This is a genomic window from Streptomyces sp. NBC_00209, from assembly GCF_045206345.1.
GTDB lineage: Bacteria > Actinomycetota > Actinomycetes > Streptomycetales > Streptomycetaceae > Streptomyces.
The window spans coordinates 5108702-5132077 of the sequence record NZ_CP108121.1 but is presented as its reverse complement, the minus strand read 5'-3'; the positions used below and the strand labels follow the sequence as shown (position 1 = coordinate 5132077).

Sequence of the window (23376 nt, the reverse complement as noted above, 5' to 3'; positions counted from 1 at the left end):
CCCGCGCGCGGCCGGACCGGATTCGCACCCCGCGCCCCGGAATACGCCGTAGCCGAGGAAGGTTCACCCTGCACAGACTTGGCGGTCGGTGCTGACCGCAGCACGACCCGTAACCGTACGCACACCCCCTTCCCACCGCTGCCCGGAGGCCGCACGCATGCCACAGACGACGCACGAACAGCCCGGCGCGGAGCTTCCTGATCCGCGCGCGAAGGCGGGCCGGGGGATCGTCCCCGTGCTCGCCTTCGCGGGTATCACCGTCGCCGTGATGCAGACCCTGCTCGTCCCCGTCATCAAGGATCTGCCCGCCCTTCTGCACACCGCCCCCTCCAACGCGACCTGGGTGATGACCGCCACCCTGCTCGCCGGGGCCGTCGCCACCCCGATCATGGGGCGGCTCGGAGACCTGTACGGCAAGCGCGGGATGCTGCTGGCCAGCCTCGCCGTGATGGTCGTCGGCTCCCTGATATGCGCCTTCACCGACGACCTCGTCGTCATGATCGTGGGCCGCGCCCTCCAGGGCTTCGCGATGGGCGCGATCCCGCTGGGGATCGGCATCATGCGCGACGAGCTGCCGCGCGAGAAGCTCGGTTCGGCGATGGCGCTGATGAGTTCGTCCATCGGGGTGGGCGGCGGACTCGCGCTGCCGGCCGCCGCACTCGTCGCCCAGCACACCGACTGGCACGCCCTCTTCTTCGGCTCGGCCGGGCTCGGCGTACTGGCCATGGCGCTGACCGTGTTCGCGGTGCCCGAGACCACGCTGCGCGCCCCCGGCCGGTTCGACACGGTCGGCGCGCTCGGGCTCTCGCTCGGCCTGGTGCTCCTGCTGCTGCCGATCACCAAGGGCAGCGACTGGGGCTGGGGCTCGCCCACCACGCTCGGGCTGATCGCCGCCTCGCTCGTCGTGCTGGTGCTGTGGGGCGTGTTCGAGCTGCGCAGCGACGCGCCGCTGGTCGATCTGCGGACCACGGCCCGCCGCGAGGTGCTGCTCACCAACCTGACCTCGATCATGGTCGGCGTCGCGTTCTACGCCGTCTCGCTGGTCCTGCCCCAGCTGCTCCAGCTGCCGGCCGCCACCGGTTACGGCCTCGGCCAGTCGATGGTGGTCGCCGGGCTGTGCGTGGCCCCGCTCGGCCTGACGATGATGTTCGTCGCCCCGCTGTACGCGCGGATCTCGGCCCGCAGGGGCCCGAAGGTCTCGCTGATCCTCGGCATGCTGGTCATCGCCATCGGTTACGGGGCCGGGCTCGGCCTGATGAGCGCCGCCTGGCAGACCGTGATCATCGCCGTCCTCCTCGGCGCCGGCATCGGGCTCGCCTACTCCTCGCTGCCCGCCCTGATCATCGGCGCCGTCGACGCCTCGGAGACCGGCGCGGCCAACGGCCTCAACACCCTGATGCGTTCCATCGGCACCTCGGTGTCCAGCGCGGTGATCGGCATGGTCCTGGCGCACACCTCGACCCGGATGGGTTCGGTCGCGGTGCCCACGATGAAGGGCTTCCGGATCTCGTTCCTCATCGCGACGGGCGCCGTGGTCGCCGGTCTCGTCCTGGCCTCGTTCCTGCCGTCCCGGCGCACGGCCACCGCGCCGGTCCTGCTGGCGAGCAGCGAGGGCGACGAGGCGGCCCGGCGCGCCGCCGAGGACGCCGAACCGCTCCCCCTCGCGGCCCCGGAGGGCTTCCGCGGCCGGGTGCTGGACGCGGACGGGGTGCCGGTCGCCGGGGCCAATGTGACCCTGATCGACCGGCAGGGCCGGCAGGCGGGGCTGACCACCACGGACGCCGGGGGCCGCTGGGCGCTGGCGGCCCCGGAGGCCGGCACGTTCGTCCTGGCGGCGTCGGCCACCGGACACGCACCGCGCGCCTGCCCGGCCGCCTGCCCGGCGAACGGCGGACCGGTCGACACGGACCTCGTCCTCGCGGGGGTCAGCGCACCGGAGCGTCGAACCGCGGTTCCGTCCTGAGCAGCGAGGACACGTCCGTCCCGGCCGCCAGCTCCCGGGGCTCGGCGCCCCGCGTGAACAGGCGGGCGGGGCGGACGCCCTCGACGCGGGCCGCCTCGTCCTCGACGCGGGCCGCCTCGCCCTCGACGCGGAGCCAGGAGCCCTCGCGCAGGCCGAGGACGGGGACGTCGTTCTCCTCCAGGAATTCGGTGATCCGTTCCTCGCGGGTCTCGCCCTTGTGGGTGCCGGCGGGGTCCGGGTCCAGGTAGTGCGGGTTGATCTGGAACGGCACGAGGCCCAGGGCCGCGAAGGACGGCGGCTGCACGATGGGCATGTCGTTGGTGGTCCGCAGGGTGGGCGCCGCCATGTTGGTCCCGGCGCTCGCCCCCATGTACGGCAGCCCGGCGCGCACGGCGTCCACGACGGCCTCGCGCAGCCCGGTCCGGTACAGCGCGCTGAGCAGCCGGAAGGAGTTGCCGCCCCCGATGAACACGGCGTCGGCGTCCTTCAGCGCGGCGGCCGGCTCGGGGTGCTCGTGGACGCCGCGCACGGTGATCCCGGCCGGTTCCAGGGCGCCGCGGACGCGTGCGGTGTACGTGTCGTGGTCGGCGAGCGCGTACGGCACGAAGGCGAGGCGGGCGCGGGCGGGCAGGAACGCGGTGACCGTGTCCAGGGCGTGTTCCAGGTAGCCGCGGCCGTACTGGGTGGAGTTGGAGAGCAGGAGCAGGTGCACGGGGGTACTTCCTCCGGGGTGTCGTTCGGTCAGGCGGACGGGCTGCGGCGCGCCCGGGGCTTCGGGCGCTGCGGCGGGTGGGTGAGGCGTTTCTCCAGGAGGGCGGCGGCGTTTCGCAGCGCGTCGAGGCGGTTCTCCGGCGCGCCCTCGAACCGCTCCTCGGCGCCGCCGAGGCTGAGGCTCCCGTACGGTTCGCGGCCCAGGAAGACGGGGACGGCGAGGGTCGCGATGCCGGTGTCGTACTCGCCGACGGTCCAGGCGTACCCCTGGGCCCGGACCTGGAGGAGCTGCTGCTCCAGCACGTCCGGGTCGGTGACGGTGCGGTCGGTGAAGCGGGCCATCGGGCGGCCCCGGAAGAGCCGGTGGCGCTGCTCGTCGGGCAGGTAGGCGTAGAAGGACTTGGCTGTAGCCCCGGCGTGCGCCGGGTAGAGCTCGCCGACCAGCGGGTAGTAGCGCAGCGGTCCCGCCTCGCCCTCCTCGGCGGCCACGCACCGCATGTGGAAGCTGTCGGGCAGGCAGAAGAGCACGGTGTCGCCGGTGACCCGGCGCAGCTCCTCCAGGACCGGTCCGGCCAGCAGTTCCAGCGATCCCGAGCGCTCCCAGAGGCGGCCGAGGCGCAGCACGGCGGGGCCGATGCGGTAGCGGCGGGTGGCGGGGTCGGAGACCAGGAAGCCGCGCCCCGCGAGTGTGGCCAGGAGCCGCTGGGCGACGGAGGTGTCCCAGCCGAACTCCGCCGCGACTTCGGTCACACCCCAGTCGGGCCGGGTCCGCTCGAACGCGAGCAGCACGAGCAGCGCGCGGTCGACGGTCTGGAGGGCTCCGGCGGGGGTGCGCCGGTCGAGTTCGAACTCCGCCATGGCCATCTCACCATTCAGACGTGAATTGCAGATAACGGGAAATCATTGCGCTCAACGCTATCCGATCCCGAATCTGCTCTCAGCACCCCGTCCGGAGCCGCGGCTCCCTGGCGGGTTCCGGACGGGTGTGACGGATGCGCGAGAAAGGCCCCCCATGTTGAAGTACGTACTGGATCTCGTCGAACTGCTCGACGACCCCCAGGCCCATGGCAAGACGGCCGTCGAGTACCTGGACGCCGCGGCGGGGGCCGAGGGCTCGGGCGCCCAGGTCACCACGGTCGCCGGTGAGCGGGGCTCGACGGACTTCGTGTCGGTCCGCATCCCCGGCTCCCGGGGCCGTACGGCCGGGGGCGCGGCCCGCACCCTGGGGGTCGTCGGCCGGCTCGGCGGAATCGGCGCCCGCCCCGAGGTGACCGGACTGGTCTCCGACGCGGACGGCGCGATCTCGGCGCTGGCCGCCGCCGCCAAGCTGCTCGACATGCGCCGCCGGGGCGACGTGCTGCCCGGCGATGTGATCATCGCCACCCACATCTGCCCGAACGCGCCGACCGAGCCGCACGACCCGGTGCCGTTCATGGGCTCGCCGGTGGACATCGCCACGATGAACCGCCATGAGGTGACCGGCGAGATGGAGGCCGTGCTCTCCATCGACACCACCAAGGGCAACCGCGTCATCAACCACAAGGGCCTCGCCCTGTCGCCCACCGTCAAGGAGGGCTGGGTGCTCCGCGTGAACGAGCAGCTGGGGGAGCTGCTGGCCGTGGTGACCGGTGAGCCGTTGGTCACGTACCCCGTGACCACCCAGGACATCACCCCGTACGGTAATGGGGCACACCACATCAATTCGATCCTCCAGCCCTCCACCGCGACAGCGGCCCCCGTGATCGGCCTCGCCATCACCTCGGCCGCGGCGGTGCCGGGCTGCGGGACGGGCGCGAGTCACGAGAGCGACATCGCGTCCGCCGCCCGCTATGCCGTCGAGGTCGCCAAGGCGTACGGCGACGGCCGGCTGGACTTCCACGACGCGGTGGAGTTCGACAACCTCGTCAGCCGCTACGGCTCGCTGACCCACCTGCAGACCTTCGGCCGTACCCCCCAGGAGTCCTGATGTCAGCCGCCCCGCAGTCCGGTGCCGTGGCGCCCGCGCCCAAGAGCATCGGCAGCGACGACTACGCGCTCTCGCGCGTCCCGCGCGACAAGCGGTTCGGCTTCTGGTCGATGCTCCTCCAGTGGCTGGCCCAGTCCGGTTCGATCTCGCAGTTCACGCTCGGCGCCACCATCGGCGTCGGGATGACCTTCGGCGACGCGTTCCTCGCGTTCACGCTGGGGGCGGTGATCCTGGAGGTGGTGATCTTCGCGATCGGCCTGGCCGGGATGCGCGAGGGCCTGGCGACGCCGATGCTGACCCGCTGGGCCGGCTTCGGGCGCAACGGCTCGGCGCTGGTCAGCTTCGTGATCGCGGTCAGTCTGGTCGGCTGGTTCGGCGTCCAGAACAAGATCTTCGGCGACAGCGTCTCGGCGCTGGTCGGCGGCCCCTCCTGGATGTGGTGCGTGCTCGCGGGCATCGCCATCACGACTCTGGTGATCTTCGGCTTCCAGTACATGGCGAACTTCGCGAAGGTCGTCACCCCGCTGTTCTTCGCCATGGTCGCCTTCTCCGTGATCCGGACCCTGAACGACCACTCGTTCAGCGACCTGGTCCACTCGCCGCCGCCGGGCGACACGATCCCGCTGGCCGTCGCCGCCACCGCCATCGCGGGCGGCTATATGACGGGCGCGATCGTCTCCCCCGAGATGACCCGCTACAACCGCAAGGGCTCGCACGTCTTCCTGCAGAGCGCGTCGTCCATGATCCTCTCCGAGTACATCGTCGGCCTGACCGGTGTGCTCCTGGGCCACCTGGTGAAGAGCAACGAGGTCTCGCACATCGTGCTCTCCACCTCCGGCGCCTTCGGTGTGCTCGTCGTCCTGATGTCCACGGCGAAGATCAACGACTGGAACCTGTACGGCTCCTCGCTCGGCGTCGTCAACTTCTTCCAGGTCGTCTTCAACAAGCGCGTCCACCGCGGCGCGGTCACCATCGTCCTGGGCATCGCGGGCACGGTCCTGTCGGCCGTCGGGATCATGAGCCACTTCACCGAGTTCCTGACGATCCTCGGCGTCGCCATCCCGCCGATCGGCGGCATCATCGTGGCCGAGTACTGGGTCGTGAAGCGGATGCGCAAGCCGCTGGACGAGACCCGGGAGGCCCAGACCCTGCCGGCGCACTCGCCGACCTGGGTGCCGATGTCGATCGCGATCTGGATCGCCGCGTTCTGCGTCGGCAAGTTCTACGACGGCGGCATCCCGGCCCTGAACTCGCTGGCCACCGCCTTCGTCCTGTACAGCGCCCTGGGCCTGCTGGGCTGGATCAAGCCCTACGGCACCTCCGTCCTCGCCGACGAGCAGGACGGCCCGGCCCCGGCCGCCCGCACCACCACCCCTGTGGGAGCAGCATGAGCACCGCACCCGGCACCGCACTCGTCCCGGCCTCCGACGAGGCGCAGGACGAGGTCATCGCCCTCTGCGCCGAGCTGATCCGGTTCGACACCTCCAACCCGACGAGCACCGAGCGCGCGAGCGCCGAGTGGGTCGTGGCCCGCCTGGCCGAGGTGGGCATCGGCTCCGAACTGGTCGAGTCCGCGCCCGGCCGCGCCAGCGTCATCGCCCGGATCGCCGGCCGCGACCCGGACCGCGGCGCCCTGCTGGTCCACGGCCACCTGGACGTGGTCCCGGCGGACGCCTCCGAGTGGCAGGTGCCGCCCTTCTCCGGCGAGATCCGGGACGGCTACCTCTGGGGCCGGGGCGCGATCGACATGAAGGACACCGTCGCGGTGATGCTGGCCACCGCCCGGCACTTCGCCCGCACCGGCGCCGCCCCCTCGCGCGACCTGGTCCTCGCCTTCCTCGCGGACGAGGAGGCGGGCGGCGCGTTCGGCGCGCACTGGCTGGTCGAGCACCGCCCGGAGCTGTTCGCCGGGGTCACCGAGGCGATCGGCGAGGGCGGCGGGTTCTCCTTCGCCCTGGACGACACCCGGCGGCTCTACCCCATCGAGAACGCCCAGCGCGGCATGGCCTGGATGGAGCTCACCGCCACCGGCCGGGCCGGCCACGGCTCCTCCCCCAACGACGAGAACGCGGTCACCGACCTCGCGGAGTCGCTGACCCGGATCGGCCGCGAGACCTTCCCGATCCGCCTGATCGAGCCGGTCCGCGCGCTGCTCGAAGAGGCCGCCCGGCTCTACGGCGTCGCCTTCGACGAGGACGACATCGAGGGCAGCCTCGCCCGGCTGGGCCCGGTCGCCGACTTCATGCAGGTGGTGCTGCGCAACTCGGCGAACCCGACGATGTTCAGCGCCGGCTACCAGACCAACGTGATCCCGGGGAAGGCCACCGCCCGCGTGGACGGCCGCTTCCTGCCGGGCCACGAGCAGGAGCTGATCGACACGATCGACCGGCTGCTGCTGCCCTCGGTCAGCCGGGAGTGGGTCAACCACGACATCGCCATGGAGACCACGTTCGACGGCCCGCTGGTCGACGCCATGTGCGCGGCGGTCCGCGCCGAGGACCCGGACGGCCACCCGGTCCCGTACTGCAACCCCGGCGGCACGGACGCCAAGGCGTTCACGCACCTGGGCATCCGCTGCTTCGGCTTCAAGGGCCTCAAGCTGCCGCACGACCTGGACTACGGCCGCCTCTTCCACGGCGTGGACGAGCGCGTCCCGCTGGAGGGGCTGCGCTTCGGCGTCCGCGTCATGACCCGCCTCTGGCAGAGCTGCTGACCCGACGCGCTCTCCACACCCCGCGTACGCCCCCCGCCGATACAGTCGGCGGGGGGCGTACGGCACGATGGCGCCCTACCCGTCCCACCAGGAGGAACACCGTGGCCGCCGAGCCCAAGCCGGAGATTCTCGCCGCGTTCCAGGCCGCCAAGGGCTTCATGCCGGTGGTCGAGGGGCTCGCGCTGTACGAGGCGGCCACCGAGGCCGCCGCGCTCGGCCTGCCGCTGCTGGAGGTCGGCACCTACTGCGGGCGCTCCACGATCCTGATCGCCGACGCGGCGCGGGCGGCCGGCGTCACCGCGCTCACCGTCGACCACCACCGGGGCAGCGAGGAGCAGCAGCCCGGCTGGGAGTACCACGACCCGACCGTGGTGGACCCGGAGGTCGGCCGGATGGACACCCTGCCCACCTTCCGCAGGACGCTGCACGCGGCGGGCCTGGAGGACCACGTGGTGGCGCTCGTGGGGCGCTCGCCGCAGGTGTCGGCGGTCTGGGGCGGCCCGCTGGGCTTCGTCTTCATCGACGGCGGCCACACCGACGAGCACGCGAACGGCGACTACGAGGGCTGGGCCCCGCACGTCGCCGAGGGCGGGCTGCTGGTGATCCACGACGTGTTCCCGGACCCGGCACACGGCGGCCAGGCCCCGTACCGGGTGTATCTGCGGGCGCTGGAATCGGGCGCGTTCACGGAGGTCTCCGTCACGGACTCGCTGCGCGTGCTGCGCCGCACCGGACCGGGCATCTGACGGCGAAGACCCGTTCACGGGGTGTTCCCGGCCGGGCCGCGGACGCCCCGGACAGGGCAAGGGAGTGCCGCTACCATCGCCGGGTGCGTCACCACGAGAGCCTTCCCCCCACCCCGCGCCGCCCGCTCCGGCTCGCCGCCGCCGCTGCCCTGCTGTGCCTGGGCCTGGCCGGCTGCGGCGACGGGGACGGCGCCGCGCAGGCCCAGGCCGGGCCGAGCGGCGGTGCGGCCAGCGCCCCGGCCGCACCGGCCTCGCCGTCACCGGCGCCCACGAAGGCCGCCCCGTCGCCGTCGAAGTCCCCTTCGAAGTCCCCGGCGAAGTCCCCCGCGAAGCCGCCGTCCGTTCCCGGCGGGCCGCTGTCCGGCAAGACCGTGGTCATCGACCCCGGGCACAACCCGCGCAACCACCTGCACACCGCCGCGATCAACCGCCAGGTCGGCATCGGCACCGGCCACAAGGAGTGCGACACCACCGGAACCGCCACCAACGGGGGTTACGCGGAGGCGGAGTTCACCCTCGACGTGGCGCACCGGCTGCGGGACCTGCTGCGGGCGCAGGGTGCGAAGGTGCTCCTGACGTACGACGGGGACCGGGAGTTCGGGCCGTGCGTGGACGAGCGGGCGCGTATCGGCAACGAGGCGCACGCGGACGCGGTGGTCTCGGTGCACGCGGACGGATCGGCCGTGGGAAACCGGGGGTTCCATGTGATCCTTCCCGCACTCGTGCGCGGCGGGAGCGCGGACACCTCGAAGATCGTGGCTGCTTCACGCGATCTCGGCACCCGTATCGCCGGACTGTTCGTACGCAGTACCGGAAGTTCCCCTTCCAATTATGTAGGCGGCAAAACGGGTTTGGACGTCCGCAAGGATCTCGGCGGACTTAATTTGTCGACCGTGCCCAAAGTCTTCATCGAATGCGGCAATATGCGTGATCCCAAGGACGCCGCCCTGCTCACCAGCCCGGGTTGGCGCCAGAAGGCGGCCCAGGGCATCGCGGACGGTATCAGCAGCTACCTCAAGGGGTAGTCAAGGGGTGATTCTGCGATGAATTCGGGAGGATGTTCTCGCACCAACCGGGCAGGAACACAACCCGCCCGGGCAGACGATAGATTCATCCCTACGATGGGGAGCCGTTCCCGAGCTTCAAGCCTTGCCCGCCGTGCATCCGGCGGCAGCGACGACCGCCCCGACGAGACGATCGACTAAGGACCTTCACGTGAATATCCGCTCCCTCACTCGAGGCGATGGCGTGGTGATCGGAGCAGCGGTCGTGCTGTTCATCGCCTCGTTCCTCGACTACTACGACTACGGAAACGCCGCCGCCGACGCCCCCAACTCCTGGGACATGCTGGGCAACGGCATCGGTGTCTACATGGTCGGAGTGATCGGCGCAGCGCTGATCGTGCTCTCCCGTTCCCAGCCCCAGCCGCGCAAGGTCGTGGGTCTCGACCTCGCCCAGTTCGGTGTCGCCGCCACGGTGTTCACCGCGTGGAACCTGTTCTGGACGATCATCGACCTGGGCCAGATCGACGCGGGCGCCGGCCTGATCCTCGGCTTCATCGCCTCCCTGGCGCTGGCCGGTGGCGCGGTCGCCTCGCCGCTGGTCCCGGCCCTCAAGGCCCCGCTCGCCGGCGCCCCGAGCCCGCAGGCCGTGCAGCAGCCGTACGGTGGCCAGCCCGGCCAGGGCTACGGCTACCCGGGCGGTCCTCAGCCGGCGTTCGGCGGTCAGCAGCCGGGCCAGCCGCAGCCGTACGGTGCGCAGCAGCCGGGCCAGCCCGGTCAGCCCGGTCAGCCCGAGGCGCAGAAGGCTCCGGCGGCGCCGGCGGCCGGTGGCGGCTCCGGTGACTTCACCCCGTTCTGGTTCGCGGTGCCGGTGGCCCGCCAGCTGTACAACGAGGACGGTTCCCAGGCCCCGATCGCCGAGCTGGCGCCGGGCACCTGGTACCTCGCGGTCGAGCAGCACGGTTCGGCGCTGATCGCCCAGACGCAGGACGGCCGCCGCGGCGTCCTCCAGGACACCACGGGCATCCAGCGCGGCTGACGCCCGCACCCTGTCCGTCCCAGCGGCCCCCTGCCCCTTCCGGGCGGGGGGCCGTCGGCGTACCCGGGCTCAACCGGCCGCGCGCGCCTGGAGCTTGCCCTTCCGGGTCCAGCGCAGCAGCTCGTCGGCCGTCCAGGTGGTGACCACGCGCTCCGGCGGGACCTCGCACTCCTCGGCGCGGGCGCAGCCGTACGCCTGCCAGTCGAGCTGGCCCGGTGCGTGCGCGTCGGTGTCGACGGCGAACAGGGTGCCCGCCGCCACGGCCCGGCGCAGGAGTGCGCGGGGCGGGTCGAGCCGTTCGGGCCGGCTGTTGATCTCGACTGCGGTGCCCGCCTCCGCGCAGGCGGCGAAGACCTCGTCGGCGTCGAACGACGACGCGGGGCGGCCCCGTCCGGTGAGGAGGCGGCCGGTGCAGTGGCCGAGGACGTTCGCCTGCGGATGGCGGACGGCGGCGACCATGCGGCGGGTCATCGGGGCGGCGTCCATGCGGAGTTTGGAGTGGACGGACACCACGACCAGGTCGACCTGTGCGAGCAGGTCCTCCTCCTGGTCGAGGGAGCCGTCGAGGTTGATGTCGCACTCGATGCCGGTGAGCAGCCTGAACGGCGCCCAGCGCTCGTTGAGTTCGGCCACCTCGGCGAGCTGTCTGCGCAGCCGCTCCGGCGAGAGGCCGTTGGCCACGGTGAGCCGGGGCGAGTGATCGGTGAGGACCGTCCAGTCGTGGCCCAGTTCCGCGGCCGCGCGGCCCATCTCCTCGATGGGGCTGCCGCCGTCCGACCAGTCGGAGTGCGTATGGCAGTCACCGCGCAGCAGGGACAGCAGGTGCTCGCCGCCCTTCGCCAGGGGGCCGGCACGCGAAGCCTCGGACTCCAGGCGCTCCAGATAGCCGGGGGTCTCCCCGGCCACGGCCTCGCGGATCACCTGGGCGGTGCGGGGGCCGATGCCCTTGATCCGTTCCAGCGAGCCGTCCGCCACGCGCCGCTCCGCCTCGCCGTCGTCCATCGCGGCGACGGTGCGCGCGGCGGTGCGGAACGCCTGGACACGGTAGGTGTCCGCCTTGCCGCGCTCCAGCAGGAAGGCGGTCCGCTCCAGGGCCCGGACCGGGTCCATCGGCACCTCCTCGCGGGACGGGACGGCCGGTGGCCGCCCGTCCAGCTTGGCCCAGCCCGGCCGGGCCCGCACACCGGCCGGGTGCTCCCCGCTCAGCCGAAGGAGGTGCGCGCCAGCCAGAAGTCCAGCAGCTCGGCGTCGCCCAGCACCTCGACCCGGTCGCTGTCCGGGGCGAGGCGGCGGTTGAAGACGAGCATGACGTCGGTGAGCGGCCCGCGCAGCGCCACATCCGCCTTGCCGTGCGCCCGGCGCCAGGTGACGCCCTCCGCGCCGAGCTCGATCAGCCACTCGGCGTCGGGCACGTCAGTGGCGTGCAGGTGCAGGGAGCGCTCGGCCCCGCGCAGCTCGGCGACCTCGCGGTCGCCGTCGTGCTGCGCGAAGGTCACGATCTCCAGCCACTCGTCGACGGTGTCGGCGGCCAGTTCGGGCGTCATCGTGTACGGGACCTTGGCGGCGAGAGCCGCGTCGGCGAGGTGGACGACGGTCTCGATGGCCATGCGGCGGGCCCAGAAGCCCGCGCTGCGGTCCCAGGCCCAGGACCACGCCTCGGCGTCAGGACCGGCCTCCCGCAGGGCGTCGGCGGTGCCGGCGGCGCCCTCCGCGAGCCAGGCGTCGAGGGCTGCGGGGTCGTCGCCCGCGGGGCTGTTGTCCGGCACCTTGTCGTCCGCCACCGGCTCGGCGGCCCGGGTGCGGACGATCTCGCCGGCCCAGCGGTGGGCGCGGCCGACGTGCTCGGCCAGTTCGCGCAGGCTCCAGTCCGGGCAGGTCGGCACGGTCGCGCCGAGGTCGGCACCCCGCAAGGTCGCCCTCAACTCCCCCGTGAGCCGGACGATCTCATCGCAGTAGCGCTCATGCGCCAGAAGTCCCATGATCGCACCCTAGTGCGACCGATCCCGTTTCACATGCGGTTATCCGCCGAGCTGCGAGGTGGACGGGACCTTGTCCTTCACCTCGGCGCCCGCGCTCTTCCCGGCGTCCTTGATACCGCTGATGACGTCCTCGAACATGCCGATGTCGCCCGCCCCCGCCTCGCCCTTGCGGAGCTTGGTGCCGAGCCCCTTGAGCGAGGCGATGCCCGCGGTGAGCGGGGCGACGGCCTTCGACAGCAGCGGGTCGCCCTTCGCGTTGTCCGTGGCGGCCTTCAGCCGGTTGTAGGCGAAGCCGCCCGCGAGCCCGGCCTTGACGAGGGCGAAGGTGCGTCCGTCGGCGCCCTTCTTGAACTTCCCGGCCCGGTACGGCTTCACGATCCACTGATACGTGGCGCCCGCGGCGAGCCCCGCGTTGGCGACGAACCTGGTCTTGGCCCACTTCTGCGCCTCGGCCGACGAGGTGCCGGTGGGCGACGCCGAACTGCTCGTACCGCCGTCCTTGTCGTCGCTCCCGCACGCGGCGGTGCCCGCCGACACGGCGCAGGCCAGCAGCAGCGCGAGGAGCAGGCGGCGGAGCGGTACGGGTCGGGGCACGGCGGACCTCCCTGGCCGGGCGGAGCGGGTGCCGGGGCCCGGCACTCCCCGCCAGGCTCGCCGCGCCGCGGCCAACCCGCCACCGCTGCGCGGCCGTACGAGTCCGGCCGACGGGTTTCGGCCGCGCCGGAGCGGCAAAGCGGAGACCATGTCCTACAGCAGAGGCAACGGCTTCACCGCAGCACGTGTCATCGCCCTCGTGGCGGACGTCATGGCCTTCATCATCGGCCTGTGGATCCTGATGTACCTGCTCGACGCGAACCGCGGCAACGAGCTGGTCGAGTTCGTGCGGGACACCGCCAGGTGGCTCGCCGGCTGGTCGTACGACCTGTTCACGTTCGACAGGGCATGGGCCAACGTCGTCGCCGGCTACGGCCTCGCCGCCCTGGTGTACCTGTTCATCGGGCACGCCGTCGCCGGCCGCGTCCGGCGCTGACGCCTCAGCCGCAGCAGTCCGGCTCCAGCCCCTTCGGGAGCCTCTCGCCGCTGAACACGGCGGTGGTCGCCTCGTCCCCTCCGAGCGCGGCCACCGCCAGCAGCAGCGAACCGGCCGTCCAGGAGGTGTGCTCCTCGGGCCAGAAGGCGCGGTTGCCCTCGAAGACGTAACCCGTCCAGTACATGCCGCCCTCGGCCCGCAGGTGCTGGACCGACTGGAGGATGTCGAGCGCCCGGTCGGACTCGCCCATCACCCAGAGGGCCAGGGCCAGTTCGCAGCTCTCGCCGCCGGTCACCCACGGGTTGGGCAGCACGCAGCGCACCCCGAGGCCGGGGACGACGAAGCGGTCCCAGCCCTCCTCGATGCGCTCCTTGGCCGCCGCTCCGGTGACGGCGCCGCCGAGGACCGGGTAGTACCAGTCCATCGAGTACCGGCTCTTGTCGAGGAAGCGTTCCGGGTGACTGCGGATCGCGTGCCCCAGAGCTCCGGTCGCCAGCTCCCAGTCGGGCTGCGGCTCCTCGCGGCATTCGGCGAGGGCGAGCGCGCAGCGCAGGGCCTGGTGGACCGAGGACGAGCCGGTGAGCAGCGCGTCCGTGACCGGGGTGCCGTCGTCCTCCCGCTTCCAGCCGATCTGGCCGCCGGGCTGCTGGAGGCGCAGGACGAACTCGACGGCCGCGTGGACCGTGGGCCACATCCGGTCCACGAAGGCGTCGTCGCCGGTGGCGAGGTAGTGGTGCCAGACGCCGACGGCCACGTAGGCGCAGAAGTTGGTCTCCCGGCCGCGGTCGGTCGGCTGCCCGGCGTCGCCGTCGTGGTAGGCGGCGTACCAGGAGCCGTCGGCGTTCTGGTGGCGGGCCAGCCACTCGTACGCGCGTTCCGCGGCGGTGTGCTCGCCGGCCGCGTCCAGGGCCATGGCGGCCTCGGTGTGGTCCCACGGGTCGAGGTGGTGGCCGCGGAACCACGGGATGGCACCGTCCGGGCGCTGCACGGCGCGCACCGCGGCGACGGTCTCGGCGGCCTGCGCGGCGGTGAGGACTCCGGGCAGGACGAGGTGTTCGGTCCGCTCGGGAAGGCTCACGCCTCGGCCTCGGCGACCGCTGCGGCGGCGAGGGGCAGGTGCGGCTTGGTCGCGTAGGCCACGAAGCTCTTGCCGACGACCGGGTTGAGCAGCTGCTCGGCGACCCGGGTGAGTGCGGGCTTCTTCATGATGTCCCAGACCAGGAGCTTGTGGTACGCCTTCACCGGCAGCGCTGCGTCCTCGCCGTCACGGCCCACCCCGAACGCGCACTTCAGCCACCAGTACGGGGAGTGCAGCGCGTGCGCGTGGTGGGTGCCGTACGGCTTGAGGCCGGCGCCGCGCATCTTGCCCAGGAGCTCGTCGGCCCTGTAGATGCGGATGTGGCCGCCCTCGACCTCGTGGTACGCGTCGGAGAGCGCCCAGCAGACCTTCTCGGGGCCGTAGCGCGGGACGGTGACGGCGATCCGGCCGCCGGGCCGCAGCACGCGGACCATCTCGGCGAGGACGCCCTTGTCGTCGGGGATGTGCTCCATGACCTCGGAGATGATCACGACGTCGAAGGACTCGTCGGGGAACGGCAGGTTGAGCGCGTCGCCCTCCATCGCGGTGGCGGTGGCGCCCTCGGGGGCCTCCCCGGCCTCCTTCATCGCGGCGAACCACTTCGCGACCTCGCGGATCTCCTCGCCGTTCTGGTCGAGGGCCACCACCTGGGCGCCGCGCCGGTAGCACTCGAAGGCATGGCGTCCGGCGCCGCACCCGAGGTCGAGCACGCGGTCGCCGGCGGCGAGCGGGAAGCGGGTGAAGTCCACGGTCAGCACGAGTGCCTGCTTTCGCGGTCGGGGGTGGGTCGGGGGAACGGGATCAGGGGCCCGGCGCTAGGGGCTGTCCGGCGGATCTTCGCGGGCCCGCGAAGATCCGCCGGACAGCCCCTAGCGCCGGGGTCACCGCCGGCCGCCGGGGCCGGTGGCGGCGCGGGCGGCGATGGCCTGCCGGTAGAGCTCGGCGGTGCCGATGGCGGCCTGCTTCCAGGTGAAGCGGGCGAGCACCCGCTCACGCCCTGCGGCCCCGAGCCGGGCGCGCAGCTCCGCGTCGCCGAGCAGCCGGCCGAGCGCGTCGGCGAGGGCCCCCGGGTCGCCGGGCGCGACCGCGAGGCAGGTCTCCCCGTCGGGTCCGGCGACCTCCGGGATGGCGCCGCCGGTCGTCGCGACGAGCGGGGTGCCGGTGGCCATGGCCTCGGCGGCGGGCAGCGAGAAGCCCTCGTACAGCGAGGGGACGCAGGCGACCTGCGCGCCGCGCACCAGGTCGACCAGCTCGGTGTCGCTGATGCCCTTGACGAACTCGACGGCGTCCGCGAGGCCGTGCCGCTCGATGGCCCGGGCGACCGGCCCGTCCTCGGCGCGCCTGCCGACGACGACGAGGTGCGCGGCGGGGTTGCCGGCGCGGAGCTTGGCGAGCGCCTCCACGAGGTGGACCAGGCCCTTGAGCGGGACGTCGGCGCTCGACGTGGTGACGATGCGGCCCGGGACCTCGGGGACCGAGGGGTCGGGCGACCACAGATCGGTGTCGGCGCCGATGTGGACGACCCGGATGCGGCGCGGGTCGACACCGAGGTGGTCCACGATCTCCTGCTTGGAGGAGCCGGAGACGGTGAGCACGGACGGCAGTCGGCGCGCGACCCGCTTCTGCATGCGGGTGAACCCGTACCAGCGGCGCACGGAGGCCCGGCGGCGGCGGCTCGTCGCGGCGTCCAGGTCGAGCTGCCGGTCGACGGTGATCGGGTGGTGGATCGTGGTGACCAGGGGCGCGCCGAGGTCGGCGAGGAGCCCGTAGCCGAGGGTCTGGTTGTCGTGGATGACGTCGAACTCGCCGCGCCGGGCGGTGAGGTGGCGCCGGGCCCGCAGGCTGAAGGTGAGCGGTTCGGGGAAGCCGCCGGTCCACATGGTGGCGACCTCGGCGGCGTCGATCCAGTCCCGGTACTCGCCGCGGCTCGGGGTGCGGAACGGGTCGGGCTGCCGGTACAGGTCGAGGCTGGGCAGCTCGGTGAGCGGGACGCCCTCGTCGAGGACCGGGTAGGGCTGGGCGCCGATGACCTCGACGCGGTGGCCCAGGCGGGCGAGTTCGCGGGCGAGGTGCCGTACGTAGACGCCCTGTCCGCCGCAGAAGGGGTTGCCCTTGTACGTGAGGAGCGCGATGCGCAGGGGTCCGTCGCCGGGGCCCGTGCCCGATGCGGCGACGCCCGTACGGGGGCCCGACTCAACGGCCTCAGCGGTCACACTCGGCCCCCTTCTCACTGCGTGTTCGCCGGAGCGTAACCGCCGGCGCTAATCTAGAACAAGTTTCAGACTGGGTAGTTCAATGAGCTACGAATCTACCGGCAGGTAGCGTCGGTGCAACGGCCGGATCAGGTGATTCACGCCACGGCACACACCCTGGCCACGGGACGGGACACATGACAGCGGAAGCCAGACCGGCATCGCCGCCCCTGACGGAACGCCAGGAGGCCCGTCGCCGCCGCATCCTGCGGGCCACCGCCGAGCTGGCCGGCCACGGCGGTTTCGAGGCCGTCCAGATGCGCGAGGTGGCGGAGGCGGCCGAGGTCGCCCTCGGCACCCTGTACCGGTACTTCCCGTCCAAGATCCACCTCCTCGTCGCCACCCTGCGCGACCGCCTCCAGTTTCTGCACACCGCCCTCCGCGAGCATCCCCCGGCCGGGGACGACGCGGCGGCCCGGGTCGCGGAGACCCTGCAGCGGGCGTTCCGCGCGATGCAGCGCGAACCGCAGCTGGCGGACGCCATGGTGCGCGCCCTGACGTTCGCGGACCGGGGCGCGAGCAGCGAGGTCGACGCGGTCTCACGGCTCACGACGGCGATCATCCTGGACGCGATGGGCACCGGCCACCCGACACCGGGACAGCTCTCCGCCGTGCGGGTGATCGAGTACACCTGGCACTCCGCGCTGATCACCTGGCTCGCCGGCCGGGCGACGGTCGCGCAGGTGCGCACGGACATCGAGACCGTGTGCCGGCTGGTCGGCCCGGCGGCCCCCTGAGCCCTCCCGGGCGACTGCCATGTGCGGCGCCCACACGCCTCGGGGGCGAGGTGGGGTGCCCTGCACCATATCGACGGCGGCGCGGTGTTCATACGGTTCGGCGACATCACAGGAACACGCCGAGGAGCCGGTCACCATGCCCCGCAGCCGCACCGCCAGCAGAGCCCGCAGATCCCTCAGTGACATCCGTACCGTCGCCGTCCTGGCCGCAGCCGGCCTCCTGCTGACGGGCTGCACCGCCGCCGGGAAGGCGGGCGGGTCCGACTCCGCGAAGTCCGCCGACGACGCGGCCGTCAAGGTCGGCCTGGTGTACTCCAGGACCGGGCTCCTCGCCGACTACGGCAAGCAGTACCGCGACGGCTTCATGGCCGGCCTGGACTACGCCACCAAGGGCACCCGCAAGGTCGCCGGACACCGCGTCGAGGTCACCGAGCAGGACGACGCGGGCGACCCCGGCAAGGCGGTCTCCGCCGCGAAGAACCTCATCGGCAAGGGCTACCGGGTGCTGGCCGGCACCACCGACTCCGGTGTCGCGCTCCAGATGGCCCCGCTCGCCGCGCAGAACAAGGTTCTGTACGTCAGCGGGCCGGCCGCCACCGACGCGGTGACCGGGATCAACGACTACACCTTCCGCTCCGGCCGCCAGTCCTACCAGGACATCCTGACGGCGGGCACGATGCTCGGCGACGCCCAGGGCAAGAAGGTCACCGTCCTCGCCCAGGACTCCACCTTCGGCCAGGCCAACGTCGCCGCCGTGAAGGCGGTGCTCGGCGGGAAGGGCGCCAAGGTCGGCTCGGTGCTGGCGCCGCCCAGCGCGACGGACCTGACGCCGTTCGCCCGGCAGGTCAAGGCGGGCGGCCCCGACCTGGTCTTCGTCGCCTGGGCCGGCTCCACCGCACCGGCGCTGTGGACCGCGCTGGACCAGCAGGGCGTGCTCGGCGCGAGCAAGGTCGTCACCGGCCTGGCCGGCACCGCCTCGTACCCGATCTTCGGCGCGGCCGGGTCCAAGGTGTCGTTCCTGGCGCACTACTTCCCGGGCGCGGGCGGGAACAACGCCGTGGAGAAGGCGATGCTGGACGCGGTGCGGAAGGACGGCGGCAAGCCCGACCTGTTCACGCCGGACGGCTTCACGGCCGCCCAGATGATCGTGCACGCCATCGAGGAGGGCAGCGCCACCGACACCGCCGCGATGGCGAAGGCCCTGGAGGGCTGGAGCTTCGACGGGGTCAAGGGACGGACCCGGGTGCGCGGCGAGGACCACGCGCTGCTCCAGCCGATGTTCGTGGCCAAGCTGGACGGCAAGGGCAAGACGGCAGAGCCGAAGCTGCTGGACACCGAGCAGCTGGACGCCGTCGCGCCGCCCGTGAAGCCCGCGGCGGGCTGAACCGTGACCGCACCCCACATCCTCGGGCAGGCGAGCCCGGCGGACCGGGAGACGCCCGTGCTCCGGCTGGACGGACTCGGCTGGAGCCTCGGCGGCGCCACCATCGTCGAGGACGTCTCCCTGAGCGTCCGCGAGGGCGAGTTCCTGGCCTTCATCGGGCCCAACGGGGCGGGCAAGACCTCCCTGTTCAACCTGATCAGCGGGCTGAACCTGCCGACCGCCGGGCGGATCGAGCTGGACGGCGCCGAGATGACGGACCGGCCCGCGCACGTCCGGGCCCGGCGCGGCGTCGGCCGGACCTTCCAGACCTCCAGCCTGTGGCCCGCGATGAGCGTCGGCGACCACGTCCGGCTCGCCGCGCAGGCCGCCCGGGGCGGCTCGTACCGGCTGTGGCGGCGCGCCGACCCGTACACCGCCGACGTGGCCGGCGTCCTGGAACGCACCGGCCTCGGCCACCGGGCGAAGGCCACGGCGGGCGAGCTGTCGCACGGCGAGAAGCGGAAGCTGGAGCTCGCCGTGCTGCTGGTGGGCGAGCCCCGGCTGATGCTGCTCGACGAGCCGATGGCCGGGGTGAGCGCCGAGGAGGTCCCCGCCCTCACCGAACTCATCCGCACCCTGCACCGCGAGGAGGGGCGCACGGTCCTCATGGTCGAACACCACATGGACGTCCTGCTCGGCCTCGCGGACCGGCTCGCCGTGATGCACCACGGCCGGCTCCTCGCCCTGGATACCCCGGAGGCGGTCACCGCCGACCCGGTCGTGCAGCAGGCGTACCTCGGGGAGGGGCTGTGACGGAGCAACCCCTCCTGGACGTACGGGACCTGCGGGTCCTGATCGGCGGCCGGCACATCCTGCACGGCGTCGACCTCGACGTCACCGCGCACGGCGTCACCGCGCTCCTCGGGCGCAACGGCGCCGGGAAGACCACCACGGTCCGGGGCATCCTCGGGCTCGTCCCACGTGCCGGAAGCGTCCGGCTCGACGGCGAGGAGACCGCGGGTCTGCCCACGCACGCCCTGGTCCGGCGCGGCATCGGCTACGCCCCCGAGGACCGGGGCATCTTCGCCGGGCTGACCGTCGCGGAGAACCTGCGCCTGGCCGAGCGGCGCGGCGCGGGCGAGCCGGCGTACGGCCTGGTCCACGAGCTGTTCCCGGAACTCAAGCAGCGGGCACGGCAGTCGGCCGGGACGCTGTCGGGCGGTCAGCAGCAGATGGTGGCCATCGGGCGCACCCTGCTCAACGCCAACCGGCTGATCATCGCGGACGAACCGACCAAGGGCCTGGCTCCGAAGGTCGTCACCGAGGTGGCCCAGGTGCTGGAACGGGCCGCCGAGGCGGTGCCGGTGCTCCTGGTGGAGCAGAACCTCGCCGTGGTGCGCCGGCTGGCCGGGCACTGCGTGGTCCTCGCCGACGGCCGCACCGCCCACCGCGGCCCGGCCGCCGAGCTGCTGGGCGACGCGGAGGCCGCCCGCACGCTGCTCGGTGTGGGCCACGGCCCGGTCACCGCACCCCCTTCCGTGAAGGCGGATTCCTGATGTCCACCCTCGTCCTGCTCACCATGACCGGTCTCGGTCTGGGGGCCCTCTACTTCCTCGTCGCGTCCGGACTCTCGCTGATCTTCGGCCTGATGGACGTGCTCAACTTCGCGCACGGGGCGCTGCTGTCCATCGGCGCGTACGGCACCTGGTGGGCCGCGTCCGGGAATCTCCCCGGCGCGGGCCCCGGCGGCGCCGGCTTCGTGCTGGCGGTCCTGTTCGGTACGGCGGTGGGCACCGCGGCCGCCGTGCTCCTCGAACTCGCGGTGGTCCGGCCGCTCTACACCCGGCCGCGTGAGCAGGTGCTCGCCACGGTCGGGGTGGGGCTCGCGGTGCCCGCGCTGCTCTCCGGCATCTGGGGCTCGGACGCCCACCCGTTCCCGGGGCCGGAGGCGCTGTCCGGGACCTTCGGGCTGCTGGGCGCGCAGGTCCCGGTCAACCGACTGGTCCTGGTGGGTGCGGCGGTCGTGGTGCTGGTGGCGCTCCGGGTGTTCCTCGGGCGGACCCGGCACGGCCTGGTCGTCCGGGCCGGTGTCGAGGACCGGGCGATGGTCACCGCGCTCGGCATCGACGTCCGCAAGGCGTTCACGCTGGTCTTCGCGATCGGCGGCTGCGCGGCGGCGCTGGGCGGGGCGCTCGGCGGGCTGTACTTCGGCTCGGTCGACCCGCGCCAGGGGACCTCGCTGCTGATCTTCGCGTTCGTCGTCGTGGTCACCGGCGGCATGGGCTCGGTGACGGGCGCCGCCGTGGCGTCGGTGGTCATCGGCCTGGTCCAGCAGTTCGCCAACTACTACACCGCAGCGGGGCTCGGCGATCTGGCGGTCGTCGTCCTGCTCGCCGTGCTGCTGCTGATCCGGCCGCGCGGACTGACGGGGAGGCTCGCTTGAATCCTCCCCCAGCCGAAGCAGGGGGATTCCTGGCTCACGCCGCCTGCGGATCAGCGACCCGACAGGTCTTCCACGATCAACACCAGCCGGGACGAAACCTGCCCGGTTTTGTACAGCAAAGCTTGGAGGTGCATGTGCCGTCTTGGTTCTCGATCAGCACGCGTACGGAGCTTGGTTCTCGCACCGCACACCGGGAAGCATACCCGACCATTCGGGCGGTTCTTCGCCCTGAGGGCGAAACCCCGTCCCCGGCCCTGCGACGCAGGAGTCCGATCCCTCCCCGGCCTGAAGGCCGGGGCATCCTCGGAGGTCTCCGGTGAGCACCGCCACCGACACACCCGACCGCACCGCGGGCCGTGCCGCCGCCGTCCCGGCCCCGGCCGGGCGGGCCCGGCTGCTGCGCTGGTGGCCCGCCGCCGTCCTGCTCGTCCTGGTGGTCGCGCCGTTCAGCGCGGTGCCGGTGCCGGGGCTGCTCGACGGGCCGCTGGGCTCGGCGGGGAGCCTGCAACTCCTGGCGACCTGCCTGCTGTTCGGCGCCCTGGCCACCGGCTACGACCTGCTGCTCGGGCGGACCGGGCTGCTCTCCTTCGGGCACGCGCTGTACTTCGCGGCAGGCAGCTACGCCACCAATCTGTTCCTCCTTGAGGCGGGGCTGCCGTTCGCGCTCGCCACGGTCCTCGGGCTGCTCTTCGGGATCGCGCTCGCCCTGGCCCTGGGCTCGGTGAGCCTGCGCGTGACCGGGATCGGCTTCTCCATGGTGACCCTGGCCTTCGCGCAGGCGGGCTCGATCCTCGTCTCCCGCAACCCCGGCGGGGTCACCGGCGGCGAGGAGGGCCGGGCGGCCCCGTCCGACCTGCTGCCGTCCTCGCTGGTCGGCATCGACAACACCGCGAATCTGTACTGGATCGCGCTGGCCTACCTCGTCCTGACCCTGGGCGTCGTCCACTGGGCGGTCCGCTCCCCCACCGGCCGGGTCTGGGAGGGCATCAAGGAGAACGAGCGCCGGGTGGAGGTCCTGGGCCTGAAGCCGTACGGGTTCAAGCTGACGGCCTTCGTGGTCGCGGGGGCGCTCGCCGCGCTCGGCGGCATCGTGCACCTGCTCCTGACGGGCGGCTCGACCCCGCAGACCACCACGTCGGACTTCACGTTGTCGCTGCTGGTGATGGTGGTGCTCGGCGGCTCGGGCACCCGGTGGGGCCCGATGGTCGGCGGCGTCCTCTACACCTGGGCCGACCACCGGCTCGGCGATCTGGCCGGCTCGGGCGCGGTCGCGGACCTGCCGGCGGTCCTGCGCGTACCGCTGTCGCAGCCGTTGTTCCTGCTGGGCGTGCTGTTCGTGGCCGTGGTACATCTGCTGCCCGGCGGCCTGGCCCGGCTGCCGTCCCGGCTGAGGGCAGCAGCCTCGCACCGTAAGGAGACCGGAGTCAGTTGAGCCCGCTCACGGAGTACGAAGAGATCGAGGTCCCCGTGCGCGGGGGCTTCCTGGCGGCCCTGCGCTGGCCGGCCTCCGACCCGGAGGCCCCGGTCGTGGTGGCCCTGCACGGGATCACCTCCAATGCCCTGTCCTGGGCGGCGGTGGCCCGGCTGCTGGACGGCCGGGTCACGCTGGTCGCGCCGGATCTGCGCGGCCGGGCCGGGAGTGCGCGGCTGCCGGGCCCGTACGGGATCGCCGCGCACACCGACGACATCGCCGCCCTGACCGAGGCCCTGGGCCAGGACCGGGTGGTGCTCGCGGGCCACTCGATGGGGGCGTTCGTGGCGGCCCTGGCGGCGGTGCGCCACCCGGACCGCTTCGGACCGCTGCTGCTCGTGGACGGCGGCATCGGCTTCCCGGCGCCGACGCACCTGACGCCCGACGAGCTGATGACGGCGGTGATCGGCCCGGCGATGGACCGGCTGTCGATGACCTTCCCGGACCGGGCCGCCTACCGCGCTTTCTGGCAGGCGCATCCGGCGTTCGCCGGGGCGTGGTCGGAGGAGGTGGACGCGTACATCCAGCGCGACCTGACCGGCGAGGAGCCGGACCTGTGCTCGTCCTGCCGGATCGAGGCGATCCGCACGGACGGGGTCGGGCTGTTCGACGAGGAGGTCCTGTCGGCGGTGCGGAGGCTGCCCGTCGACGCGACGCTGCTGTGGGCCGCGCGCGGCCTGATGGACGAGGAGCAGGGCCTGTACGACGAGGGCCGGCTCGCCGCCGCCGGACTGGACGGGACCCGGGTGGAACCGGTCGCGGTGCAGGACGTGAACCACTACACGGTCCTGACGGGCGACCGGGGCGGCCGGGAGATCGCGGACCGGCTGGTGGCGCTGGCGCGGGGCTGACGGCCGTACGAGCGGGGCCCGGCGGGTGTGCCG

Annotated in this window: 23 protein-coding genes; 15 read left to right on the top strand and 8 right to left on the bottom strand. The window is 72.9% G+C overall.

The features are described from left to right. Positions 1-157: 157 nt before the first annotated feature. Entirely contained in the window at positions 158-1963 is a 1806-nt protein-coding gene (locus tag OG867_RS23335) for an MFS transporter (protein WP_406288116.1), read from the top strand. On the opposite strand, the gene pepE is transcribed toward OG867_RS23335, so the two are convergent. Both pepE and OG867_RS23325 read right to left on the bottom strand, forming a co-directional pair. After that, a complete protein-coding gene (pepE, locus tag OG867_RS23330; protein ID WP_406288114.1) occupies positions 1926-2675 on the bottom strand; it encodes a dipeptidase PepE in 750 nt (249 codons plus the stop codon). The genes OG867_RS23335 and pepE overlap by 38 nt on opposite strands. A 29-nt stretch (positions 2676-2704) precedes the next feature. Continuing rightward, complete coding sequence (locus OG867_RS23325; RefSeq protein WP_406288112.1) at positions 2705-3538, bottom strand: IclR family transcriptional regulator; 834 nt, start codon at positions 3536-3538, stop codon at positions 2705-2707. Between the two features lie 148 nt (positions 3539-3686). Here OG867_RS23325 and OG867_RS23320 point away from each other — a divergent pair, with 148 nt between their 5' ends. The 6 genes from OG867_RS23320 (at position 3687) to OG867_RS23295 (ending at position 10139) form a co-directional block, all read left to right on the top strand. Next, on the top strand, positions 3687-4640 hold the full coding sequence (locus OG867_RS23320; RefSeq protein ID WP_406288110.1) for a DUF1177 domain-containing protein: 954 nt from the start codon (positions 3687-3689) through the stop codon (positions 4638-4640). Then, positions 4640-6031 (top strand): cytosine permease, encoded by a 1392-nt coding sequence (locus OG867_RS23315; RefSeq protein WP_406288107.1) that lies wholly within the window; start codon positions 4640-4642, stop codon positions 6029-6031. Before OG867_RS23320 ends, OG867_RS23315 begins: the two co-directional genes overlap by 1 nt. Beyond that, positions 6028-7353 (top strand): M20/M25/M40 family metallo-hydrolase, encoded by a 1326-nt coding sequence (locus OG867_RS23310; protein ID WP_406288105.1) that lies wholly within the window; start codon positions 6028-6030, stop codon positions 7351-7353. Before OG867_RS23315 ends, OG867_RS23310 begins: the two co-directional genes overlap by 4 nt. A 101-nt stretch (positions 7354-7454) precedes the next feature. Beyond that, positions 7455-8099 (top strand): class I SAM-dependent methyltransferase, encoded by a 645-nt coding sequence (locus tag OG867_RS23305; RefSeq protein WP_328899974.1) that lies wholly within the window; start codon positions 7455-7457, stop codon positions 8097-8099. An 83-nt stretch (positions 8100-8182) separates the two neighbouring features. Further along, a complete protein-coding gene (locus OG867_RS23300; RefSeq protein ID WP_406288102.1) occupies positions 8183-9124 on the top strand; it encodes an N-acetylmuramoyl-L-alanine amidase in 942 nt (313 codons plus the stop codon). 223 nt (positions 9125-9347) lie between these two features. Further along, a complete protein-coding gene (locus tag OG867_RS23295; RefSeq protein WP_406291268.1) occupies positions 9348-10139 on the top strand; it encodes a hypothetical protein in 792 nt (263 codons plus the stop codon). Between the two features lie 69 nt (positions 10140-10208). Here OG867_RS23295 and OG867_RS23290 read toward each other — a convergent pair whose 3' ends face one another. The 3 genes from OG867_RS23290 to OG867_RS23280 form a co-directional block, all read right to left on the bottom strand. Further along, on the bottom strand, positions 10209-11249 hold the full coding sequence (locus OG867_RS23290; protein WP_406291132.1) for a PHP domain-containing protein: 1041 nt from the start codon (positions 11247-11249) through the stop codon (positions 10209-10211). A 92-nt stretch (positions 11250-11341) separates the two neighbouring features. After that, positions 11342-12118: a maleylpyruvate isomerase family mycothiol-dependent enzyme gene (locus OG867_RS23285; protein ID WP_328899977.1), complete on the bottom strand. Its 777-nt coding sequence runs from the start codon at positions 12116-12118 to the stop codon at positions 11342-11344. 39 nt (positions 12119-12157) lie between these two features. Then, entirely contained in the window at positions 12158-12712 is a 555-nt protein-coding gene (locus OG867_RS23280) for a hypothetical protein (protein ID WP_328899978.1), read from the bottom strand. 148 nt (positions 12713-12860) lie between these two features. Between OG867_RS23280 and OG867_RS23275 the strand changes: the two genes are divergently transcribed. After that, the gene (locus OG867_RS23275; RefSeq protein WP_266536037.1) at positions 12861-13148 is read left to right on the top strand and encodes a hypothetical protein; all 288 of its coding nucleotides are present in this window, start codon (positions 12861-12863) and stop codon (positions 13146-13148) included. Between the two features lie 4 nt (positions 13149-13152). Here OG867_RS23275 and OG867_RS23270 read toward each other — a convergent pair whose 3' ends face one another. The 3 genes from OG867_RS23270 to OG867_RS23260 form a co-directional block, all read right to left on the bottom strand. After that, positions 13153-14226: a prenyltransferase gene (locus tag OG867_RS23270; protein WP_406288099.1), complete on the bottom strand. Its 1074-nt coding sequence runs from the start codon at positions 14224-14226 to the stop codon at positions 13153-13155. After that, positions 14223-14984: a class I SAM-dependent methyltransferase gene (locus OG867_RS23265; protein WP_406288097.1), complete on the bottom strand. Its 762-nt coding sequence runs from the start codon at positions 14982-14984 to the stop codon at positions 14223-14225. Before OG867_RS23265 ends, OG867_RS23270 begins: the two co-directional genes overlap by 4 nt. Before the next feature lie 123 nt (positions 14985-15107). After that, complete coding sequence (locus OG867_RS23260; protein ID WP_406288095.1) at positions 15108-16439, bottom strand: glycosyltransferase family 4 protein; 1332 nt, start codon at positions 16437-16439, stop codon at positions 15108-15110. A 176-nt stretch (positions 16440-16615) separates the two neighbouring features. Between OG867_RS23260 and OG867_RS23255 the strand changes: the two genes are divergently transcribed. The 7 genes from OG867_RS23255 (at position 16616) to OG867_RS23225 (ending at position 23343) form a co-directional block, all read left to right on the top strand. Beyond that, positions 16616-17215 (top strand): TetR family transcriptional regulator, encoded by a 600-nt coding sequence (locus OG867_RS23255; RefSeq protein WP_328899982.1) that lies wholly within the window; start codon positions 16616-16618, stop codon positions 17213-17215. A gap of 136 nt (positions 17216-17351) precedes the next feature. Further along, a complete protein-coding gene (locus tag OG867_RS23250; protein WP_406288093.1) occupies positions 17352-18599 on the top strand; it encodes a substrate-binding domain-containing protein in 1248 nt (415 codons plus the stop codon). Positions 18600-18602: 3 nt separating this feature from the next. Continuing rightward, positions 18603-19391 (top strand): ABC transporter ATP-binding protein, encoded by a 789-nt coding sequence (locus tag OG867_RS23245; RefSeq protein WP_406288090.1) that lies wholly within the window; start codon positions 18603-18605, stop codon positions 19389-19391. Further along, a complete protein-coding gene (locus tag OG867_RS23240; RefSeq protein ID WP_328899985.1) occupies positions 19388-20134 on the top strand; it encodes an ABC transporter ATP-binding protein in 747 nt (248 codons plus the stop codon). Before OG867_RS23245 ends, OG867_RS23240 begins: the two co-directional genes overlap by 4 nt. Continuing rightward, complete coding sequence (locus tag OG867_RS23235; RefSeq protein WP_328899986.1) at positions 20134-21021, top strand: branched-chain amino acid ABC transporter permease; 888 nt, start codon at positions 20134-20136, stop codon at positions 21019-21021. Before OG867_RS23240 ends, OG867_RS23235 begins: the two co-directional genes overlap by 1 nt. Before the next feature lie 316 nt (positions 21022-21337). Beyond that, complete coding sequence (locus OG867_RS23230) at positions 21338-22453, top strand: branched-chain amino acid ABC transporter permease (RefSeq protein ID WP_406288088.1); 1116 nt, start codon at positions 21338-21340, stop codon at positions 22451-22453. After that, a complete protein-coding gene (locus OG867_RS23225) occupies positions 22450-23343 on the top strand; it encodes an alpha/beta fold hydrolase (RefSeq protein ID WP_406288085.1) in 894 nt (297 codons plus the stop codon). Before OG867_RS23230 ends, OG867_RS23225 begins: the two co-directional genes overlap by 4 nt. Positions 23344-23376 lie beyond the last annotated feature (33 nt).

Coding starts and splice junctions, on each gene's coding strand:
- OG867_RS23320 (WP_406288110.1), top strand. CDS start 3,687: ATGTTGAAGTACGTACTGGATCTCGTCGAACTGCTCGACGACCCCCAG.
- OG867_RS23310 (WP_406288105.1), top strand. CDS start 6,028: ATGAGCACCGCACCCGGCACCGCACTCGTCCCGGCCTCCGACGAGGCG.
- OG867_RS23285 (WP_328899977.1), bottom strand. CDS start 12,118: ATGGGACTTCTGGCGCATGAGCGCTACTGCGATGAGATCGTCCGGCTC.
- OG867_RS23235 (WP_328899986.1), top strand. CDS start 20,134: ATGTCCACCCTCGTCCTGCTCACCATGACCGGTCTCGGTCTGGGGGCC.
- OG867_RS23315 (WP_406288107.1), top strand. CDS start 4,640: ATGTCAGCCGCCCCGCAGTCCGGTGCCGTGGCGCCCGCGCCCAAGAGC.
- OG867_RS23335 (WP_406288116.1), top strand. CDS start 158: ATGCCACAGACGACGCACGAACAGCCCGGCGCGGAGCTTCCTGATCCG.
- OG867_RS23290 (WP_406291132.1), bottom strand. CDS start 11,249: ATGGACCCGGTCCGGGCCCTGGAGCGGACCGCCTTCCTGCTGGAGCGC.
- OG867_RS23255 (WP_328899982.1), top strand. CDS start 16,616: ATGACAGCGGAAGCCAGACCGGCATCGCCGCCCCTGACGGAACGCCAG.
- OG867_RS23275 (WP_266536037.1), top strand. CDS start 12,861: ATGTCCTACAGCAGAGGCAACGGCTTCACCGCAGCACGTGTCATCGCC.
- OG867_RS23250 (WP_406288093.1), top strand. CDS start 17,352: ATGCCCCGCAGCCGCACCGCCAGCAGAGCCCGCAGATCCCTCAGTGAC.
- OG867_RS23325 (WP_406288112.1), bottom strand. CDS start 3,538: ATGGCCATGGCGGAGTTCGAACTCGACCGGCGCACCCCCGCCGGAGCC.